Raw genomic sequence first — 17,574 nt, 5'->3', positions numbered from 1 at the left:
TGAAAACCTTCAAAATTCTTGCTGAGCGATATCGCAATCGAGGCAAAAGACTAGCATTAAGATTCAATCTAATTGCTGGAATTTATAACTTGGAGCTGAGTGAAAAATGACTTATGAAAGAAATCTATTTTCAATCTCCTTAAAAATTGATGCTGCTTCTGTATAATATCCTTGCTCTAATCGAACTCTTCCTACATTATAAATAGCTGGAATATAATTTTCATTTCCAGCTTCAGCATAATATTTTAATGCAGAATCTAAATTTTTATCGACATAAATTCCATTCTCATAAAAATTCCCAAGCTCATTTTTAGCATAACTACTAATATTATTTACGTTTTCTAAAGTTAATAATTTTTTATATGCTTTTTCATACTTTTTCTTTTCAAGCAGACCTTTATACTCATTCAAAATATTTTTTTCTTGCTGTTCGGATAAAATTAATGGTTCAGATGAGCTTGATGAACAAGAGCTTAAAAAAAATACTATAACTAAAGGTAAAAAATATAATCTAAAGTTCATAACTAATCCGTGAATTCAATATCACTTATTTCTTAATATTTTATAAAAGTCGTTTAAACCTAATAACAGATTAAACTTACAATATTCTAATTAATCAAATTTAAACACGTATAAAATTCGCAATATACTTTTAATAATAAAATAAGGGCTGATAAATCAGCCCTTATTTTCAACTACTTAATCAATTAAGACAATTGAGCAGCAGCAATTTTCTTAGTATCAACATCTTTAGAAGCGTCAGTATAGTCGCTCATTTTGTCGAAGCTTAAGTATTGGTAGATGTCAGCAGACATGCTATCAATTTGAGCTGCGTATTCTTGGTACTCAGCTGGAGTTGGTAATTTACCAAGTACAGCAGCAACAGAAGCAAGCTCAGCAGAAGCTAAGTAAACGTTCGCACCTTGACCTAGACGGTTCGGGAAGTTACGAGTAGAAGTCGATACACAAGTAGTGTTCGGAGCTACACGTGCTTGGTTACCCATACATAATGAACAACCTGGCATTTCTGTACGAGCGCCAGCTTTACCATAGATGTTGTAGAAACCTTCTTCCATCAATTGACGTTCGTCCATACGAGTTGGAGGAGCCAACCATAGACGAGTAGATAAAGAACCACCAGGAACTTTGTCTAGAAGTTTACCAGCCGCACGGAAGTGACCAATGTTAGTCATACATGAACCAACGAATACTTCGTCAATTTTTGTACCAGCAACGTCAGAAAGCAATTTAGCGTCATCTGGGTCGTTCGGGCAGCAAAGAACTGGTTCAGTAATTGTAGAAAGGTCAATTTCATACACTTTAGTGTATTCAGCATCTGGATCTGCTTTGATTAGGCTTGGGTTCGCTAACCATTTCTCCATGTTTTCTACACGGCGCGCCATAGTACGAGCATCGCCATAACCTTCAGAAATCATCCATTTCAACATAGTAATGTTTGATTTAAGGTATTCAGCAACTTTCTCTTCAGAAAGCGTGATAGAACAACCAGCAGCTGAACGTTCAGCAGATGCGTCAGAAAGTTCGAACGCTTGCTCAACAGTAAGGTCCGTTTCCATTTCTGTAAGGTCGATCTCAAGGATACGACCAGAGAAGATGTTCTTCTTACCTTTTTTCTCTACAGTTAAGTCGCCTTGTTGAATCGCAACGTAAGGAATCGCATGTACTAGGTCACGTAGAGTGATACCAGGTTGCATTTTACCTTTGAACTTAACAAGAACAGACTCAGGCATGTCTAGTGGCATAACGCCAGTTGCAGCAGCAAACGCTACAAGACCAGAACCCGCTGGGAAAGAAATACCGATTGGGAAACGAGTATGTGAGTCACCGCCAGTACCTACTGTATCTGGAAGAAGCATACGGTTTAACCAAGAGTGAATAATACCGTCACCTGGACGTAGTGATACACCACCACGGTTCATGATGAAATCAGGAAGCGAGTGTTGCATTTGAACGTCAACTGGTTTTGGATACGCAGCTGTGTGACAGAAAGATTGCATAACTAGGTCAGCAGAGAAGCCTAGGCAAGCAAGATCTTTAAGTTCGTCACGAGTCATTGGACCTGTTGTATCTTGAGAACCAACAGTCGTCATCTTAGGTTCGCAGTAAGTACCTGGAAGTACACCTTGACCTTCAGGAAGACCACAAGCGCGACCAACCATTTTTTGAGCTTGAGTGAAGCCTTTACCAGTAGCTGCAGGTTGAACTGGAGTACGGAATAAAGTTGAAGGTGCAAGACCAAGAGCTTCACGAGCTTTAGTTGTTAAACCACGTCCAACGATAAGGTTGATACGGCCACCAGCACGTACTTCGTCTAGAAGAACTGGAGTTTTAAGTTCAGATTCAGCGATTTGAGCGCCGTCTTTGAACGCAGTAACTTTAGCAGCAGCGTGGTCGATTTTAAGCGTGATTTCGTCGCCCATGTTCATGTTTTGAACATCGATTTCTACTGGCAATGCACCAGCATCTTCCATTGTGTTGAAGAAAATCGGAGCGATTTTAGAACCTAAGCAGTAACCACCGTCTTTTTTGTTCGGGATGTGAGCAATTTCGTCACCGAAGAACCAAAGTACAGAGTTAGTTGCTGACTTACGGCTTGAACCAGTACCAACAACGTCACCTACGTAAGCAACTTGGTTGCCTTTCGCGATAAGGTCTTTAATTTGGTTAAGTGGACCAACTTCACCAGGAACTTCTGGGTTGATACCGTCACGTACGTTTTTAAGCATTGCGTTAGCGTGTAACGGAATGTCTGGACGGCTCCACGCGTCTTGTGCAGGTGACAAGTCGTCTGTGTTAGTTTCGCCAGTTACTTTGAAAACTGTAAGTTTAATTTCTTCAGGAACATCTTTACGGCTAGTGAACCATTCAGCGTCAGCCCAAGATTGCATAACTGCTTGTGCATTTGCATTGCCCGCTTTTGCTTTATCAGCAACGTCGTGGAACGCATCAAATACAAGAAGAGTTTTCTTAAGTGCGTCAGCAGCTAATTCAGCAAGCTCTGCATCATCAAGAAGTGCAACTAAAGGAGCAACGTTATAACCACCAAGCATAGTACCTAGTAGGTAAACCGCACGTTCTTTAGTTACTAGTGGAGAAGTCGCTTCGCCTTTTGCCAAAGCAGCTAAGAAAGCAGCTTTAACGTATGCAGCTTGGTCAACACCCGCTGGAACACGGTTTTCTAGTAAATCAACTAAAAATGCTTCTTCGCCAGCTGGTGGGTTTTTTAATAATTCAACTAATGCAGCTGTTTGAGCATCGTCAAGTGGCTTCGGTGGGACTCCGAGTGCGGCACGTTCTTCAACGTGTTGGCGGTAAGCTTCTAGCACGGTGTTATTCCTCTTTTTTAAAAAATTATTTACGCATTCCTGCTTTAAATAAAGCTACGCAAATAATATGGACTGCTAAATTTTACTAAAATTCCAGTTAAAAGTTAATGCACTACAAGTGTTTCTTCGTGATGCCCGTTATTTTATAAATAAATGATCCTCATATCGTTTATACATTAAGCAAAATCAATACTTAGAACACGCTTTTCTTGCGCATATTAACTTTTGACTAAAATTAACCATCAAAAAAAAGGCAACTAAATGTTGCCTGTTTTTATCTGTATTAGATATTCCACCTTAGTGGACAGTGGTTGCAGTGATATATTGCTGAAGTTCTGCTCGATCGCCTGTAAATCTGAGGCACCATTCGTCCTGACATGTGGTTTGATGTTGATTACTTGCAAAGCTGATATCGACCAAATAGCGTTGAGAAAATGCATCTACTTTTTGGCGTAAAGTGACTTTATCTCCAATGCTGAGCACGTAGTTCCCACCACCGATAATTGCTACGCCTTGTTCATCTTCTAGGAGTAGATCTGAGTGATGCATATAACCGATAACGTCCATATTCTACTCCTCTACTGTTTTTTTATTCTCCATTTCATTATTCATTAAAAAGATTTGCTTTTCTATATTTATGATTTAGCAAGTTGTCACAATTTGTATTTCGCTTTGGTTAGGCTATTTTAAATGTTTGAGTATCTCGTGTTTAAAATACCCCTAAGAGAAATAGGCATCGGCGAAATGCATGAACTCCATCATATGGTTAAAAGAATTGCTACCCTTGTAACTACTCGCTGATGAATACAACGGGGTTTGCTTTACGCATTTTCTCGCATAAAAAAACCGTTCCTTAGAACGGTTTGTAATCTGGCATTTCGGTATGCGGTGTTGCGATACATTTTTCAGTAAACTCAACACGAATTTTTTCACGTGCTTTTTCAACATCAGCATTAATCTCAGCTTGTGGCAAGGCATAGACTTCATCAATGATGTTCAGGATAAATCCTTTGGTGGTTTCATCCTCAATCTTGCTGGCATGCTCAATTGCTTTGTCTTTTTCAATTGCATTTTGACGATCTAACATAATCGTACGTGCAGCATTACCTACACTGCGGCAGTAACCCTGCCATTGCTCTTCAGGGGTTAATGGTTTTTTCTCAGCACAGCCGACCAAAGCCACCATAACGGATAAAGCAAATAACTTTTTCATGAACTTCTCCTTACGAGGGGCAATATAAAAGATCGTAATGGATTTGTCATTTAAATTAGTCGCAACCGAACAAACAAAAAAAGCCCTTTCGGGCCTTTTTTATAAGTTTGCATTAACCACAAGTTGCTTGAATAATCTTTTGATTGATTGGATTTACAGTAACAGTTACGCGCTCTACACGATAATCCATTGTCACAGGCTGCCCAGGTTTGACTAGACGGACAATTTGAGCTTGGCTAATCGCCTTGATCTGATCTTCTGTCAATTTTGCTTGACCAATCAGAGTGTTGGCCTTTTCAGGTACACATTGGGTCTGACTACTACGGAATAATGCCCATTCTTCAACCACTTGCCCGTTTGGCAGATGGCAATACCCCACCTGACCATTTGCTTCATCACGAATCTCAAGTTTACCTTTTTGCTCTACACAATATTGGCTGGCTGGATTTGCTATACCAATTTTTTCTGGCATATTTTCAGTTTGCTGTGTTGTGCTACAACCCGCCATAAGTGCTGTCAGTGCAACTAAAATCCATATATTTTTCATCATGTCTATTTCTGAATATAAAAATTTAACTTATCAAGTTTGTGGTAAATAAACGAGTTGTTTATTGCAGTTTTTAGCAAGCACTCTTTTTCTGTGATTGGGTGTGATATCCAAATTGGGCAACAACACATCCATTGTTCAATAATTAGGAAATCCATGAAAGAAGAATAAAGGATTAAGCTGTATTGGGTTATGAAACCCGTTAAAAACCATTGCTGAACGTTGTCGGGGTAACAAACTAGGATAGAGATTCTATTTAATTGCTGGAATCTATAATTTGGAACTGCGTAAAAATGACTTATAAAAGAGGTCTATTAATTGAGTAAGATATAATCTTACTTCAACAAAGTTATACATAAGTTACTAACATGCTTAATATTTCAGCTCAATCTTAGATTTTTTTCGACTTAATGCTATGACCGAGATTTATCGACATCTAAACCCAAATATATTAAGGCCAATGATTTCGACAAGACTGAAGTATCTATTACGCTCACAATATTTAGTTTTGCTGCGCTAAAAAAGCTTGAATCGCCTGCTGTGCAATTTCTGCATCCTGAAATGACTTTACCCCAGACACGCCCATTGCACCCACCAACTGCCCTTCGTACATAATCGGCTCACCGCCTTCCAGCATGCCTGAAAAGGTATCCATGGTCAGAAAACCCATCTGACCGCCTTTAATAATGTCTTCAAATAACTTTGAAGGACGGCGGCTAATCGCAGAACATTTGGCTTTTTCCAAACATAAATTTGCTGTCATTGGCGATGTGCCATCCATACGTTTCATTGCCAACAAATTGCTTGTCTCATCCGTAACCGCAATGCTGACATTAAAACCATTTTCGACTGCATAAGCATGTGCTGTGTTTAGTAAAAATTCTGCATCTGCCAAAGTTAAATAATGCTTGGTTTTCATTTAAAAATCCTTTTCTTAAAAAGCTGAACTTAAAACAACAAAAAAGCCCACAGCAGGCTGCGGGCTTTATTCTAAAGCAGAATTTACCGATTTAAATGAAAATTACTTCATTTCTGCAAAAACTTCTTTCGCCATTTCAATGGTAAATGCAATATCTTCATCGCTATGCGCGCTTGAGAAGAAACCGGCTTCAAATGCTGAAGGTGCTAAGTTTACACCGCGCTGTAACATGCCGTGGAAGAATGTACGGAATGCATCTACATCACATTTCAAAATTGAATCAAAACCTGTGATTTCAGTTTGATCTGTAAAGTAAATACCAAACATACCGCCCACTTGCTGAGTAAAGAACGGAATGCCCGCTTCGTCTGCAACAGCTTGTAAACCAGCAAGCAAACCTGCCAATTTTTCAGTCAAAGTTTCATAGAAGCCCGGCTTACGCAGATGTTTAAACATCTCAATACCGGCACGCATCGCAAGCGGGTTGCCTGATAGTGTACCTGCTTGATATACCTTGCCCAGTGGGGCGATGCATTCCATCACTTCGCGCTTACCACCAAATGCACCCACAGGTAGGCCAGCACCAATAATTTTACCTAAAGTGGTTAAATCAGGTGTTACGCCATAATGCGCTTGCGCACCGCCAAGACCGACACGGAAACCTGTCATTACTTCATCAATGATAAAGACCGAACCATGTTCATCACATACATCACGGATCGCTTGTAAGAAACCCTCAATCGGTTTCACCAAGTTCATGTTGCCTGCAACTGGCTCGACAATTACACCTGCAATTTCCGAACCGAATTTTGCAAAGCATTCTTTCAGCATGGCGATGTCATTGTATGGCAGTGTTAAAGTGTGTTTGGCAAAATCAGCCGGAACACCTGCAGAAGTTGCTTCACCCTCACCCTTTGTCAACAAGCCTGAGCCTGCTTTCACTAAAAGCGAATCTGAGTGACCGTGGTAGCAGCCTTCAAATTTTACAATCTTGTCACGGCCAGTGTAGCCACGAGCAAGACGAATTGCTGTCATGGTTGCTTCTGTCCCTGAGTTGGTCATACGCACCAGCTCAATAGACGGCATAATTTCGCAAATAATATCCGCCAATGTCGTTTCATGCACAGTTGGCGCACCAAAACTTAAACCATCAACAGCCGCTTCTTGAACCGCTTTAATAATGTCGGGCTGCGCATGACCTAAAATCATTGGGCCCCAAGAGCCGACATAGTCGACATAGCGTTTTCCGTCTACGTCATAGAGATATGCGCCTTGCGCTTTTTCGATAAATACCGGTGTACCGCCTACACCATTGAATGCACGTACAGGAGAGTTTACGCCGCCAGGAATATGCTTGCTGGCTTGTTTAAATAATTGTTCTTGCTTAGCAGATAAGCTCATAAAAATTCTCTACTTATTCAATCTAAAAAATAAAATTAAGCTTGTTCAGCAAAAAGCTCAGACCATTCATAAACACGACTGCTGACAGCAGACATTGAACGACCTAATACATCACTAATCACAGCACAAAGATCAGCACCTGCTTCAATGACTTCTGCTGAATTTTCTACAGTTAAACCACCAATTGCACAAATAGGTACATTTAGTTTCGCTTTGGCTTGTTTTAGCGTTTCTAAGCCAATATTGCCTGCTTCAGGCTTAGTTTCAGTTGCAAAAATGGCACCAAAAGCCACATAGTTTGCACCGTCTGCAATTGCCTGCTCAGCCAGTTCTAAAGAGTTATTGCAGCTTCGACCGATCAAAACATTTTTAGGTAAGCATGCTACAGCTTCAGCAATTGAACCGTCATCTTGCCCTAAATGGACACCCACACCATATTGAACTGCGGTTTCTAAATCGTCATTAATAACAAAAGGCACTTTGTACTGATTACACATATTTTTCATGTATTCAATTTCATAAGCCTGATCTTCCTTTGCCACTTTTTTACGACGATATTGCAAAACAGCAACTTCATAAGTTGCCATCGCGCCTTCAAGCTTGGCTAAAAGCAATTCGATAGGATCATCATTGGTAATGAGGTATAAACCACGCATAGTTCAATCACAACTTAAAACTTTTGAATATTATAGCGATTAGGTCTATGAAATGTTGCTTGGGGCATAAAATTTTAATGCTTTGCCGCTGAGAAAGTTATATTCCTTTTCACAGGACTGCTTATATAAATGTTTAATTGAATTGTCTGTAAAAAATGGAAAAATCACTATTTTTAGGTATAGAACAAAACTGATACAAATTATTTAATACTGCAACAGAAGAACACAAAACGCAGCGCATAAAAACACAACACTTTATAAAAATAAAAATAAAAATGTGTAACCTATTAGACTTTTTGGTGCTTGGTAAGAAACGTTTTGGGGAGCGTTCAGAGCATCAAAAAGTCTAGCCTATTTTATTAAAATTTTTATTATTATATTTTTCAAACAATAGAACTTTTCTAAGGCCATAAAAAAAGCCTAGAGAAGGTCACTCTAGGCTCGGAAAACTGGGGTTTATCGACTTTTCATCTTATAGACAGGAAGTAAATAAACAATATGAACATTATTAGACTAATCACTCTAATTTTGCAAGTCATTTACTCAAAAAAATCACACCTAGATCCATAAAAATTAAACGTTTGATTAATAAATAATTAACTATCAATCTTATCTAAATTACGGTCTTTTAAGCTTAAGTTCCCCTTCACAATATCAGACAGCATGCGCCAATCGGAAATAAAACTGTACAAAGGTTGCTTGAAACTTGCTGGCTTGTTTTTTTCAAAGAAAAAATGTCCGACCCATGCACAGGCATAGCCTGAAACCAGGCCATAAGCAAAATACTTCGGTTGTTTTTTTAAAATTGCTTTTGCGAAGAAATAGAGTCCTATACTGCTGCCTGTGGCATGTAAACGTCGACTCATGATATTTCGATGTTCAGTCAAATAAAATCGATAAAATTGCGAATAGTCACGAATAGGCAACTGAAATTCGGGCTTTAAATCTCGATTAAACTCGGGTTGTACTTGTGAATTCATTTTGTGCTCATCCTGAACTTATTTTAATCAACATAGCTCAAAACTCGCCCACTTTAAAGGCGTAAAATTTTATTTTGATCCCATGAAAGTCGAACCATTGTGAATTATACAATTGATGGAATATCCATCTTTTAAAACTTTTATTAGTCCAAAAGCAGAGTTTTCAAATCCGTCAAGTCTTTCTTCTCAACTGTTTTTCGCTACAATCGATACGCGTTTAGCTCATAGAAAATGTACGCGCATTTTAGTTTTTCATTTTTATAAAAATTTAAAGATCGCTTCATGCCAGATCATGAAGTTTTGACATCAGGACAGAAAACCATGGTTGAAGTTGAATTAAAGTTCCAGATTCCAGAAGCACGTCGAACTGCATTATTAAAGGCACTCGATCCAAAAAAATCTGAACAAATTCAACTTAAAGCTAAATATTTTGATACCCCAGATCGACAAATGGCACAGCAGCATGCAGCCTTGCGTCAACGTTTAGAAGGAACCCGCTGGATTCAAACCCTGAAAGCTGCAGGTAAAAGCCACATTGAACGCTTTGAGCATAACTTAGATTTGGGTGAACTTGAACAAGCTCCTGCCCTAGATTTATCTGTTTATAGTAATGAAGCTGAAGTTCAATCAGTTTTAAAAACCACTTTAGGCGATCAGCAAGATTCACTACAACTTCAGTTTGAAACCGACATTCTGAGAACTTATCGCGTCATAGAGTTTGAAGACGCCAAAATCGAAGTTAGCTTAGATATCGGCTGTATCCGCAGCAACAGTACAGAAACAGAAGTTCACGAAGTTGAATTTGAACTGAAAAGCGGCTCTATTCAATCGCTCCTTGCCTTTAGTTTTGAATGGGTTAAAAAGTACCATTTGTGGTTAGACGTTCGAAGTAAAGCCGAAATTGGCAACTTGTTGGCATTGAGTCAAACTGTGAGTCCAGCAGTTGAGGCTAAAGAATTTCAACTCAGTAAAAAAGACACTGCCGCAAAAAACTTACGACTTTTAATTGCACAGGAAATGCAGCACCTTCTGCCTAATATTGCCGCAATTTCTGCAGGTGTTGCTCAAGCTGAGCACATTACACAAGCTCAGAAAGCACTCCATCATCTACAATTAACCATTTCGCTGTTTAAAGATTGGAACAGCGATATCGTTGAAAAATGGGCTGTGCAATTAGGCGCATTTAAGCAGCAGTTTGAACAATTACACCATTTTGAGCACATGCAAAATACCTTGGGTGGCTTTTTACAAAACCCAACGACCTCAGAAAATTTAACCAAAGATATTTTGTATGCCAAAGAGAAGTTAGGCAATTTGGTTAAATCGACTCAAAATGTGCATCATTATCTTGAGCTTTTAATGTTTAGTTTGAAAGTCGATGATGCACCGCAGCAGCATGATTTTAAATGGCATGCTCAAACAACCCTGCAAAACCAATATAAAGCCCTGCAAGAGGCTTTAAATGATGCCGACATTAACAATTTTGAAAGCTTAGATGTGCTTTCTCAGCGCATACAAGAGCTTAAATTTAGCTTCCCAATTTTGACGTCGATTTACGATGTAAAAAATTTGCAGAAATACAGTAAAGCGCTTAATGATGCACAAGTCGCGGCACAGGAATACCAAGTCCTATCTTCTTCTGCACAATATATTCAGCAAACAGAGCTGGAAGCTAGCGATTGGTTTGTTCTCGGCTGGTTGACTGCTAAACAAGAGGTCTATGCAGATAAACTTTTAGAAGCGACAGAACAATTCCTTGTCAGTCGAAAACTCATTAAGTAAAATCCAAAAGGGAGATTCAATGCGTCTCCTTTTTTATTTGCATCCCACAGTTTGATATGGATATTCATTTGTTGAACATTCATATTCAAAGTTAGCTATTTTCAATTCATCATTTCTTCATTTTGACTCAGTTACATTGAAATATTTTGAGAAGCTATTATTTTTGTTTTCTGGATAAAAACTTTTAAAATAAGCTATCTGAAAAATTAGATTCAGGGTGGTTTTATGTTGAAAAGTCACAGACCTGTAATTCATCCCCTATTTTCATTTTCACTTATTTTTATCCTTTTCCCATTACTAAGTGCTTGTAGTGAACAACATAAGCCTGTGCAAAGTACCGAATTAAGGCGCACGGCATCCTTACAAGTTGAAAAGCCGCTTTCTCCAACTCAAAACTTTGATCAGACACGACAAACCTTTAAAGTCCTGCGCAATAATAATGAGGACTATGGTGATGAGTCTTACCAAATCAAAACCGATGCTGGCACACTGAGTATTTACAGTATGAACTTGAATCCGCAACAAGGTCAGTTACTGTCAAGCGTCAAGTCTGGAGAGTGTCTAACTCTATCGAGTCAAAGTGACAATTTAATTGCGGTTGACGGTTATATCAGTGTGATGGAATTGGGCGACATTAAAATTCATCCCTGCAAATAAACTTCAATATAGTATTTGCATATCAGTCATTCAAAAAAACTAAGAAAATTGCCTTAAGGCTACACTGCTATTGGGGGTTTAATTCATAATCCATACTGATTTAACCTTGTGCTAATAACCCCCATGATTTCATGGCATTACTCACCATGCGTTGTAATTGTGTCAAGGCCATACCATCACGTGCTTGTATCGTCATCCCTTGCAATAAGGTCATATAAAAATCAGTCAATTGCTCTGCATGAGCCAAACTTTCAATTTCGGCATTTGCCATAGTGGCTATTTTCACATTAGGGCGTGGATTACATAATCCAAAGCATCCTTGTGCAGCGAACTAAATTCACATTCTAAGTAATATCGTCAACATATTTAATTAACTGATGTTACGCGCGTAAAAGTAATTACGCATTTTTAAAATGATTTTTAAGTCTATTCGACGGAGTCTTACATCTAGGGTTTAAATAAAGGGATTAGCCTTCGGCTGGAAGTACTTTTGTTTCGGCAAAATGAGAAGCGAAGCTTCGCAAGGAAACCATCTTGCGGAGCAATGCTCCTCACCGCAAAACTCGTTCACTAGCGTCTACTTATTCAAAGTATCGCAAAAACATCTTTAAATAGATGTAGTTCTGTCTCAAACACTTGCGGATGACGTTGCCGCGTATCGCTCTTTTATTTGAATCAAATGGCGCTTCTGATGTTACTGCGTAACATCAGTAATTAACGATATTTATTAATTAACGATATTTCCCAAAGATTTTCCACGTATTGTTATCTGCTAAAGGGTCACTATAGCTATCGCTACGGGCTTTACGTGGTTTGTCACGGGCATCCACCAATTTAAACTCGTTTTCGACACTAAGTACAATGCCATTCACATAAAAACGAGTACGGGTATAATCACTTTGCCCATGTTGAAATACATAGGTTCTGAGGTCAATAAATTCACGGTGTCCGACCAAGGCTGCAGTGTCATCGCTGTCTAGCCAATGTCGCATCGCTTGAATTTGATCTGCTTCAAACTGCCCACATTTTTCAACCAAACTTGCAATACCACGAAAGGTTTTAGATTCTTTCGCACGTGTTTTGTTGATTCGAATACGATCCACATGAAAATAAAAAAGCGGTAGATTCAAATGACTCGGCAAATGGACTGCATCCAGGACTTCATCTTCCATAAAGGGCTGAAATAATTCCTGAGCACGTTCAATTAAGCCAGTCCACTGCGCATAATATTCGGCTACTTCAGACTGTGTACCATAATAAATGGGCAGCCCTTCTACATTGGCTAAAGTTGAGGGCGGCCAAATATTTTGTCGAAGTAATGCAATATCACTTTTCAGACTTTGCACTGCGATTGCGTCTTGCATGAAGCATTCCATTTTACTTAGGCTATTTTTTAGATTAAGTCAAAGGTTTAGTTTCTGCAAGGCTTTGCCTATAATACTGCATTAGATTTTTATGCTAGGACACATTCATGGTTCAAAAGATTGAAGCTACTGATGTAACCGAAGAAGAAGCGTTGAATGCAGCATTCTTTGAACGTGCGGATGAATTTATTAAACAAGCCAATGAATTTTGTCGTGTTGAAAAAGGTTCTCAAGTTAAACCTGCAGAAATGCGCGGCCAAGTGAGTGCTGCCATGTTATTTGGTACTGCTCGCTTTAATACTTGGGTTGCTGCAAATGGCTTCAAAGATGGCAAAGAAATGCGTGATGCCAAAGACCAAGTGATGTCTTATATTCTTCAACAATTTCAAATGATGCTTGAAGATAATTATGATGAATATTGCGAACAGTTTGAAAACTATCTTCGCTTCCGTCATAACGAAGAATTCCATGCAAATAAGCATGATGACCACCACGATCATCAGCATTAATCAAAAGCCCTTCGGGGCTTTTTTTATACAACTTCTCTTTCACAAAGCTTTGATTTAATATTCAGTCATAACGTTGTATTTTCATCATTCAAACTATTTTCAGTACCTTGCGTATTCGGAAATACAATGAAATACGCAAGAAATGGACATGGTTTTAAGGACAAGGATAGCAATGCAGACGCTCGATTTTGCCATCGTGGATTCACATATACATCAATGGGATCCATACAATACCCCACATGCCGCTTCACTTGCCGTGAAATTATTGGGTAAACATCCCTACTTGCTCGACAAAATGATGCGCTTAGTTAAGCCGCAAGAGTTAATTGACACAGTTGGTTTAACCAAACATGTGACGACACCGTATTTGCCTGAAAATTATAAGCAAGATGCAGGACATTATCTGGTCGATCAAATCGTACATGTAGAAGCGAGCTGGCATGACCATAAAGGCAAAGGGGTGGTTGGTGAAACAAAGTTTATTGAATCTTTAGACTTTAATGCTCAAAAGATTAAACTTGGCGCCATAGTCGGCACTGCAGACCCATGTGACAGTAGTTTTAAGAAAATTCTTAAAATGCATAAACAAGCTTCCCCACATTTTCGTGGCATACGAAAAATGGCAGCTGTACATGAAGACCCAAAAGTTCATGCATGGACCAATGAACCGCATCTCTATACCAATAAAAAATTTATGAAAGGTTTTGAAGCTCTTGCTCAAATGAATTTAAGTTTTGATGCATGGGTTTATTCAGACCAAATTCGTGATTTAACCGCTTTAGCACGTGCTTTCCCTGAAACATCTATCGTTCTGGATCATTTTGGGACACCTGTCGGTGCCTTTGGACCTGTGGGCTCACATACAGGCTTAACCCAAACTTCACGTGACAATATCTTGTTTCGTTGGAAAGATGATTTAGCTGAACTGGCAAGTTGCCCAAATGTTTATACCAAAATGTCTGGTTTATTCATGCCGGTGCTGGGTCATCAGTTTCATAAAGAACAACGCCTGGCTTCCAAACAAGAGATTTTCGATTGTGCCTTCCCGCTTATTTCGCATGCTCTACAATGCTTTGGGAAATACCGTGTGATGTTTGGCTCTAACTTCCCGATGGATAGCGTGAGTGCATCCTTGGTAAATATTATTGACGCCTTTTCAGATGCGGTCGCGAGTTATGATCCTGATGCACTGACTTTAGTCTTCCAACAAAATGCCCGTCAGTTCTACCGCCTATAAGTTCGTTTAGATAATCTTGCAATCAAGTTATCCATTGCAGCTCAAAAAAAAATCCTCCATCTGGAGGATTTTTTATTCGGTTTATTGTTGAGTAGATTTTGCGGCTTGACCATATTGGTCAGACATCACTTCTACCAAATGTTCAGGTTGAATATATTTTTTGATGACAGCATTAACATCCGCTTTGGTCAAACTAGCAATGCGTTGATCACGCTTTTCACGATAGTTTAAATCACGACCTTTTTCTAACTGTGGAATCAACATACTATGAATGCGACGGTCATCTTCAAGTGCAGTTAAACGCTTTTTCAAAATACTGGCTTTGGCTGCTTCTACTTCCTGTTCCGTCACGCCATTTTTCAATAAGTTTTGCAGCACTTTATGAACAGACTGAGAAACTTGTGCTGATTTACCCGCAGTGTAGTTTGCATCAATACTCAGTACACCTGAATTCACCCATTCATCAAAATTAATGTCTGCACTAAAACCATAAACCAGTGCATTCTTTTCACGTAACTCTTGAGCTAAACGTGAAGACAACTGTGAATCACCAAGTATGTGGCGTAATACTTGTAGCGCAGGAGAATCGGTATGCTCTACACCTACAGGTAGAGTCATAATGGCTTGGTAACTACCAAACTCACGCTGTTCAGACAATGCATGCACTTTCTGTGCAGGATACGCTGTAAATGTAGACTCTAAGCGTTGATATGGCTCGCTGGTTTTCCAATCTGCAAATTCTTTTTTCAGAATTTTTTCTATTTGCTTGGTATCAAAATCACCTGTTACCGCAATTTGTGCATGCTGTGTTTTAAAGAATTTTTGATGTAACTGCTGCACTTGATCACGTGTAGCCGACTCAATTTGTTTTTTCGTAAGTTCCGGTTCGAAGTGATAACGAATATCCCCCGGTTGATAGATCTCGACAATACGCGACAGCGTCATTGCAGCAACGGTATCCGGCTCTGTATAAGGTCGATCTAAACTCGATAAACTTTGCGCTTTGATTAAATCAAATTGTGACTCTTCAAATGCTGGAGCTTTAATAACATCAATGACATATTGCAAAAATTCAGCAAACTTTTCTTTACGTGCAACCACTTGAATCATGAGGCCATTATCATTTGCACTGACCGTTGCACCACCACCGACATCAATAATTTTATCGGCAATTTGCTGCAAGCTTTGATCTTTAGATGCACGGAACATGAGATAAGCTGTCAAACCTAGCAACTCACCTTTATTCATTAAGCTTTGCGCTGTACCAAAATCCAATGCAATCGTAGCATAGGTCTTGTCGTCACGTGTTTTAGTTGGAAACAATGCATACTGAATGCCGTTTTTAAATTTAGCGCGCTGAATCTGCTTTTCTTTCTGATTTAAATATTGCTTAGACTCTGCAACATATTGCTTCACTTCAGCACGATAAACACTCGCGTCTTTCAACGGCTCTTCTGCAGGCACTTGCTGATCTAAAGTTTCAGCAGGTTTTGACGCAGCCTGTTGCTGTGCTTTCTTTTGATCTTCAGGTGTAGGCAGAATATTTCCTGTGACACGGTATTCGGGCTTTAGAAAGTCCTTATACACCTGATTCACGTCGCTTACATTCAGCTTTTGTACTTTATCTAAGTCTCGGAAATATTGAGACCAGTCCCCGTTATAAGCCACAGTATAAGAACTGAGACGTTCGCCAAGAGCCGTAGCGCTATTCTTAACATTGTCAGCCATATTTCGAGTCAAGCTTTTAACACGGTTTAGCTCAACATCATTAAAGGCTTTATTCTGCTCTACACCTTGTGCCAGACTGGTTGCCACTTTGTTAGCATCATGACTTGGGCCATATATCGCCCCCATAAACACCAAATTAAAATCTTTATCTAACCATGTGGTGGATTGAACTGCGGTTGCTGTCCCTGTTTCCACCATGCTTTGATACAAATGCCCACTTGGCTGTAAGGTATACAAAGTTGGAGATACCGCCAAAGCGGTTTTAATCGGTTCGACTGCACCATTTAAATAAATATTAAATTTGCCAAAGTCACTACCCTTATGAACGGTAAATTCGCGTTGCTTTAATTTCGTTCCATCTAATTTAGGGACTTTGGCCTGTTCAGGAATTTGACGTGCGGCAATTGGGCTAAATTGTTGGTCAATTTGTTTTAATACAGCCGCTTTATCAAACTTACCAGAAATCACCATCACTGCATTATTTGGCGCATACCAACGGCGATAGAACTGGTTTAATTCGTTCATATTGATCGATTGAAGTTCTTTCAAATCACCTATCGGTAAGCGGCCTAAAGATTGATTGCCATAGGCTTCTTTTAAAACTTGGTCGATTAACACTGAAAATGGCTGATCTAAACGAATTTCACGTTCACGCTTAACGATATCAATTTCTGTCGGTACAAATTTTTCCTGAAGTACCAATTTGTCCATCCGTTCTGCTTCTAAATGCAAGACTTGATCGATTGAACTTTGTTCAGGACGAATCACATTGGTGTATTTTGTTGAATAATAATCCGTACTGGCATTGGTCATCAGCGTGAATTGGTCTAAGCGACGCTGAAATTCATCACCTTTGACATTTTCAGTGCCTTTAAAGGCCAAATGTTCGAGCAAATGTGCCAAACCACCTTTGCCCGCAGGGTCATTTAATGAACCCGTGAAATACACCGTATTCATAAACACTTTGCTTTCTTTATCATTTTGCGCCAAAACCACGCGAAAACCGTTGTCTAATTTATATTCTTCAATGGCTTGTTCAGTTTTAACCAATACAGGTTGAGCAAAGAGGCTTGTACTTAAACCTGCAAAAAAAAGTGAAAGCGTTAAATGTTTAATACGCATGTAATTCAAGTGTCCTTTATATTTAGCATCGATCAGCGCAGTGCTGTCGATCAGATTGGTTTTGATTTTATGCTGAGCTTTTCTGGATTAATAGTTATTTTTTATTAAATAC

16 protein-coding genes and 1 pseudogene are annotated in these 17,574 nt (G+C 39.1%); 5 read left to right on the top strand and 12 right to left on the bottom strand.

The window, feature by feature from the left end:
* Nucleotides 1–110 (top strand): annotated as a pseudogene (locus tag FTU06_RS10770) (IS5/IS1182 family transposase); the annotation flags it as partial.
* 1 nt (nucleotide 111) lies between these two features.
* Here the strand turns inward: FTU06_RS10770 and FTU06_RS10765 are convergent.
* The 9 genes from FTU06_RS10765 to FTU06_RS10725 form a co-directional block, all read right to left on the bottom strand.
* On the bottom strand, nucleotides 112–522 hold the full coding sequence (locus FTU06_RS10765) for a sel1 repeat family protein (protein ID WP_180146552.1): 411 nt from the start codon (nucleotides 520–522) through the stop codon (nucleotides 112–114).
* 185 nt (nucleotides 523–707) lie between these two features.
* Nucleotides 708–3,347 (bottom strand): bifunctional aconitate hydratase 2/2-methylisocitrate dehydratase, encoded by a 2,640-nt coding sequence (locus tag FTU06_RS10760; RefSeq protein WP_180146549.1) that lies wholly within the window; start codon nucleotides 3,345–3,347, stop codon nucleotides 708–710.
* Nucleotides 3,348–3,644: 297 nt separating this feature from the next.
* Nucleotides 3,645–3,914: a hypothetical protein gene (locus FTU06_RS10755; RefSeq protein ID WP_168379854.1), complete on the bottom strand. Its 270-nt coding sequence runs from the start codon at nucleotides 3,912–3,914 to the stop codon at nucleotides 3,645–3,647.
* 286 nt (nucleotides 3,915–4,200) lie between these two features.
* The gene (locus FTU06_RS10750; RefSeq protein ID WP_180063094.1) at nucleotides 4,201–4,560 is read right to left on the bottom strand and encodes a hypothetical protein; all 360 of its coding nucleotides are present in this window, start codon (nucleotides 4,558–4,560) and stop codon (nucleotides 4,201–4,203) included.
* Between the two features lie 112 nt (nucleotides 4,561–4,672).
* Nucleotides 4,673–5,110 (bottom strand): I78 family peptidase inhibitor, encoded by a 438-nt coding sequence (locus FTU06_RS10745; protein ID WP_180007289.1) that lies wholly within the window; start codon nucleotides 5,108–5,110, stop codon nucleotides 4,673–4,675.
* A 499-nt stretch (nucleotides 5,111–5,609) separates the two neighbouring features.
* Nucleotides 5,610–6,026 carry a heme-binding protein gene (locus tag FTU06_RS10740; RefSeq protein ID WP_180146546.1) on the bottom strand — a complete coding sequence of 139 codons (417 nt, stop codon included), beginning with the start codon at nucleotides 6,024–6,026 and terminating at the stop codon, nucleotides 5,610–5,612.
* Between the two features lie 102 nt (nucleotides 6,027–6,128).
* Nucleotides 6,129–7,427, bottom strand: coding sequence for a glutamate-1-semialdehyde 2,1-aminomutase (gene hemL, locus FTU06_RS10735; protein ID WP_180146544.1), 1,299 nt, complete (start codon nucleotides 7,425–7,427; stop codon nucleotides 6,129–6,131).
* 35 nt (nucleotides 7,428–7,462) lie between these two features.
* Nucleotides 7,463–8,083, bottom strand: a complete 621-nt coding sequence (gene thiE / locus FTU06_RS10730) for a thiamine phosphate synthase (protein ID WP_180146541.1) — start codon at nucleotides 8,081–8,083, stop codon at nucleotides 7,463–7,465.
* A 596-nt stretch (nucleotides 8,084–8,679) separates the two neighbouring features.
* Nucleotides 8,680–9,063 (bottom strand): DUF962 domain-containing protein, encoded by a 384-nt coding sequence (locus tag FTU06_RS10725; protein ID WP_180059055.1) that lies wholly within the window; start codon nucleotides 9,061–9,063, stop codon nucleotides 8,680–8,682.
* A gap of 321 nt (nucleotides 9,064–9,384) precedes the next feature.
* On the opposite strand from FTU06_RS10725, the gene FTU06_RS10720 reads away from it, so the two are divergent.
* Both FTU06_RS10720 and FTU06_RS10715 read left to right on the top strand, forming a co-directional pair.
* On the top strand, nucleotides 9,385–10,845 hold the full coding sequence (locus FTU06_RS10720; protein ID WP_180059101.1) for an inorganic triphosphatase: 1,461 nt from the start codon (nucleotides 9,385–9,387) through the stop codon (nucleotides 10,843–10,845).
* 225 nt (nucleotides 10,846–11,070) lie between these two features.
* Complete coding sequence (locus FTU06_RS10715; RefSeq protein ID WP_180146538.1) at nucleotides 11,071–11,502, top strand: hypothetical protein; 432 nt, start codon at nucleotides 11,071–11,073, stop codon at nucleotides 11,500–11,502.
* Between the two features lie 100 nt (nucleotides 11,503–11,602).
* Here the strand turns inward: FTU06_RS10715 and FTU06_RS10710 are convergent, their stop codons facing one another.
* Both FTU06_RS10710 and FTU06_RS10705 read right to left on the bottom strand, forming a co-directional pair.
* Nucleotides 11,603–11,773 (bottom strand): hypothetical protein, encoded by a 171-nt coding sequence (locus FTU06_RS10710; protein WP_180002979.1) that lies wholly within the window; start codon nucleotides 11,771–11,773, stop codon nucleotides 11,603–11,605.
* Nucleotides 11,774–12,233: 460 nt separating this feature from the next.
* A complete protein-coding gene (locus FTU06_RS10705) occupies nucleotides 12,234–12,866 on the bottom strand; it encodes a hypothetical protein (RefSeq protein ID WP_180146535.1) in 633 nt (210 codons plus the stop codon).
* A gap of 107 nt (nucleotides 12,867–12,973) precedes the next feature.
* Between FTU06_RS10705 and FTU06_RS10700 the strand changes: the two genes are divergently transcribed.
* Together FTU06_RS10700 and FTU06_RS10695 are read left to right on the top strand one after the other, a co-directional pair.
* Nucleotides 12,974–13,375, top strand: coding sequence for a DUF3144 domain-containing protein (locus FTU06_RS10700; RefSeq protein ID WP_180007294.1), 402 nt, complete (start codon nucleotides 12,974–12,976; stop codon nucleotides 13,373–13,375).
* 172 nt (nucleotides 13,376–13,547) lie between these two features.
* Complete coding sequence (locus FTU06_RS10695) at nucleotides 13,548–14,612, top strand: amidohydrolase (protein WP_180007295.1); 1,065 nt, start codon at nucleotides 13,548–13,550, stop codon at nucleotides 14,610–14,612.
* A gap of 81 nt (nucleotides 14,613–14,693) precedes the next feature.
* On the opposite strand, the gene FTU06_RS10690 is transcribed toward FTU06_RS10695, so the two are convergent.
* A complete protein-coding gene (locus tag FTU06_RS10690) occupies nucleotides 14,694–17,462 on the bottom strand; it encodes a pitrilysin family protein (RefSeq protein ID WP_180146532.1) in 2,769 nt (922 codons plus the stop codon).
* Nucleotides 17,463–17,574 lie beyond the last annotated feature (112 nt).

This window comes from Acinetobacter sp. YH12052 (assembly GCF_013419835.1).
GTDB classification, from domain to species: Bacteria; Pseudomonadota; Gammaproteobacteria; order Pseudomonadales; family Moraxellaceae; genus Acinetobacter; species Acinetobacter amyesii.
This window is presented reverse-complemented; position numbering and strand designations above follow the sequence as displayed.

Coding starts and splice junctions, on each gene's coding strand:
- FTU06_RS10765 (WP_180146552.1), bottom strand. CDS start 522: ATGAACTTTAGATTATATTTTTTACCTTTAGTTATAGTATTTTTTTTA.
- FTU06_RS10755 (WP_168379854.1), bottom strand. CDS start 3,914: ATGGACGTTATCGGTTATATGCATCACTCAGATCTACTCCTAGAAGAT.
- FTU06_RS10750 (WP_180063094.1), bottom strand. CDS start 4,560: ATGAAAAAGTTATTTGCTTTATCCGTTATGGTGGCTTTGGTCGGCTGT.
- FTU06_RS10745 (WP_180007289.1), bottom strand. CDS start 5,110: ATGATGAAAAATATATGGATTTTAGTTGCACTGACAGCACTTATGGCG.
- FTU06_RS10740 (WP_180146546.1), bottom strand. CDS start 6,026: ATGAAAACCAAGCATTATTTAACTTTGGCAGATGCAGAATTTTTACTA.
- hemL (WP_180146544.1), bottom strand. CDS start 7,427: ATGAGCTTATCTGCTAAGCAAGAACAATTATTTAAACAAGCCAGCAAG.
- thiE (WP_180146541.1), bottom strand. CDS start 8,083: ATGCGTGGTTTATACCTCATTACCAATGATGATCCTATCGAATTGCTT.
- FTU06_RS10725 (WP_180059055.1), bottom strand. CDS start 9,063: ATGAATTCACAAGTACAACCCGAGTTTAATCGAGATTTAAAGCCCGAA.
- FTU06_RS10720 (WP_180059101.1), top strand. CDS start 9,385: ATGGTTGAAGTTGAATTAAAGTTCCAGATTCCAGAAGCACGTCGAACT.
- FTU06_RS10715 (WP_180146538.1), top strand. CDS start 11,071: ATGTTGAAAAGTCACAGACCTGTAATTCATCCCCTATTTTCATTTTCA.
- FTU06_RS10710 (WP_180002979.1), bottom strand. CDS start 11,773: ATGGCAAATGCCGAAATTGAAAGTTTGGCTCATGCAGAGCAATTGACT.
- FTU06_RS10705 (WP_180146535.1), bottom strand. CDS start 12,866: ATGCAAGACGCAATCGCAGTGCAAAGTCTGAAAAGTGATATTGCATTA.
- FTU06_RS10700 (WP_180007294.1), top strand. CDS start 12,974: ATGGTTCAAAAGATTGAAGCTACTGATGTAACCGAAGAAGAAGCGTTG.
- FTU06_RS10695 (WP_180007295.1), top strand. CDS start 13,548: ATGCAGACGCTCGATTTTGCCATCGTGGATTCACATATACATCAATGG.
- FTU06_RS10690 (WP_180146532.1), bottom strand. CDS start 17,462: ATGCGTATTAAACATTTAACGCTTTCACTTTTTTTTGCAGGTTTAAGT.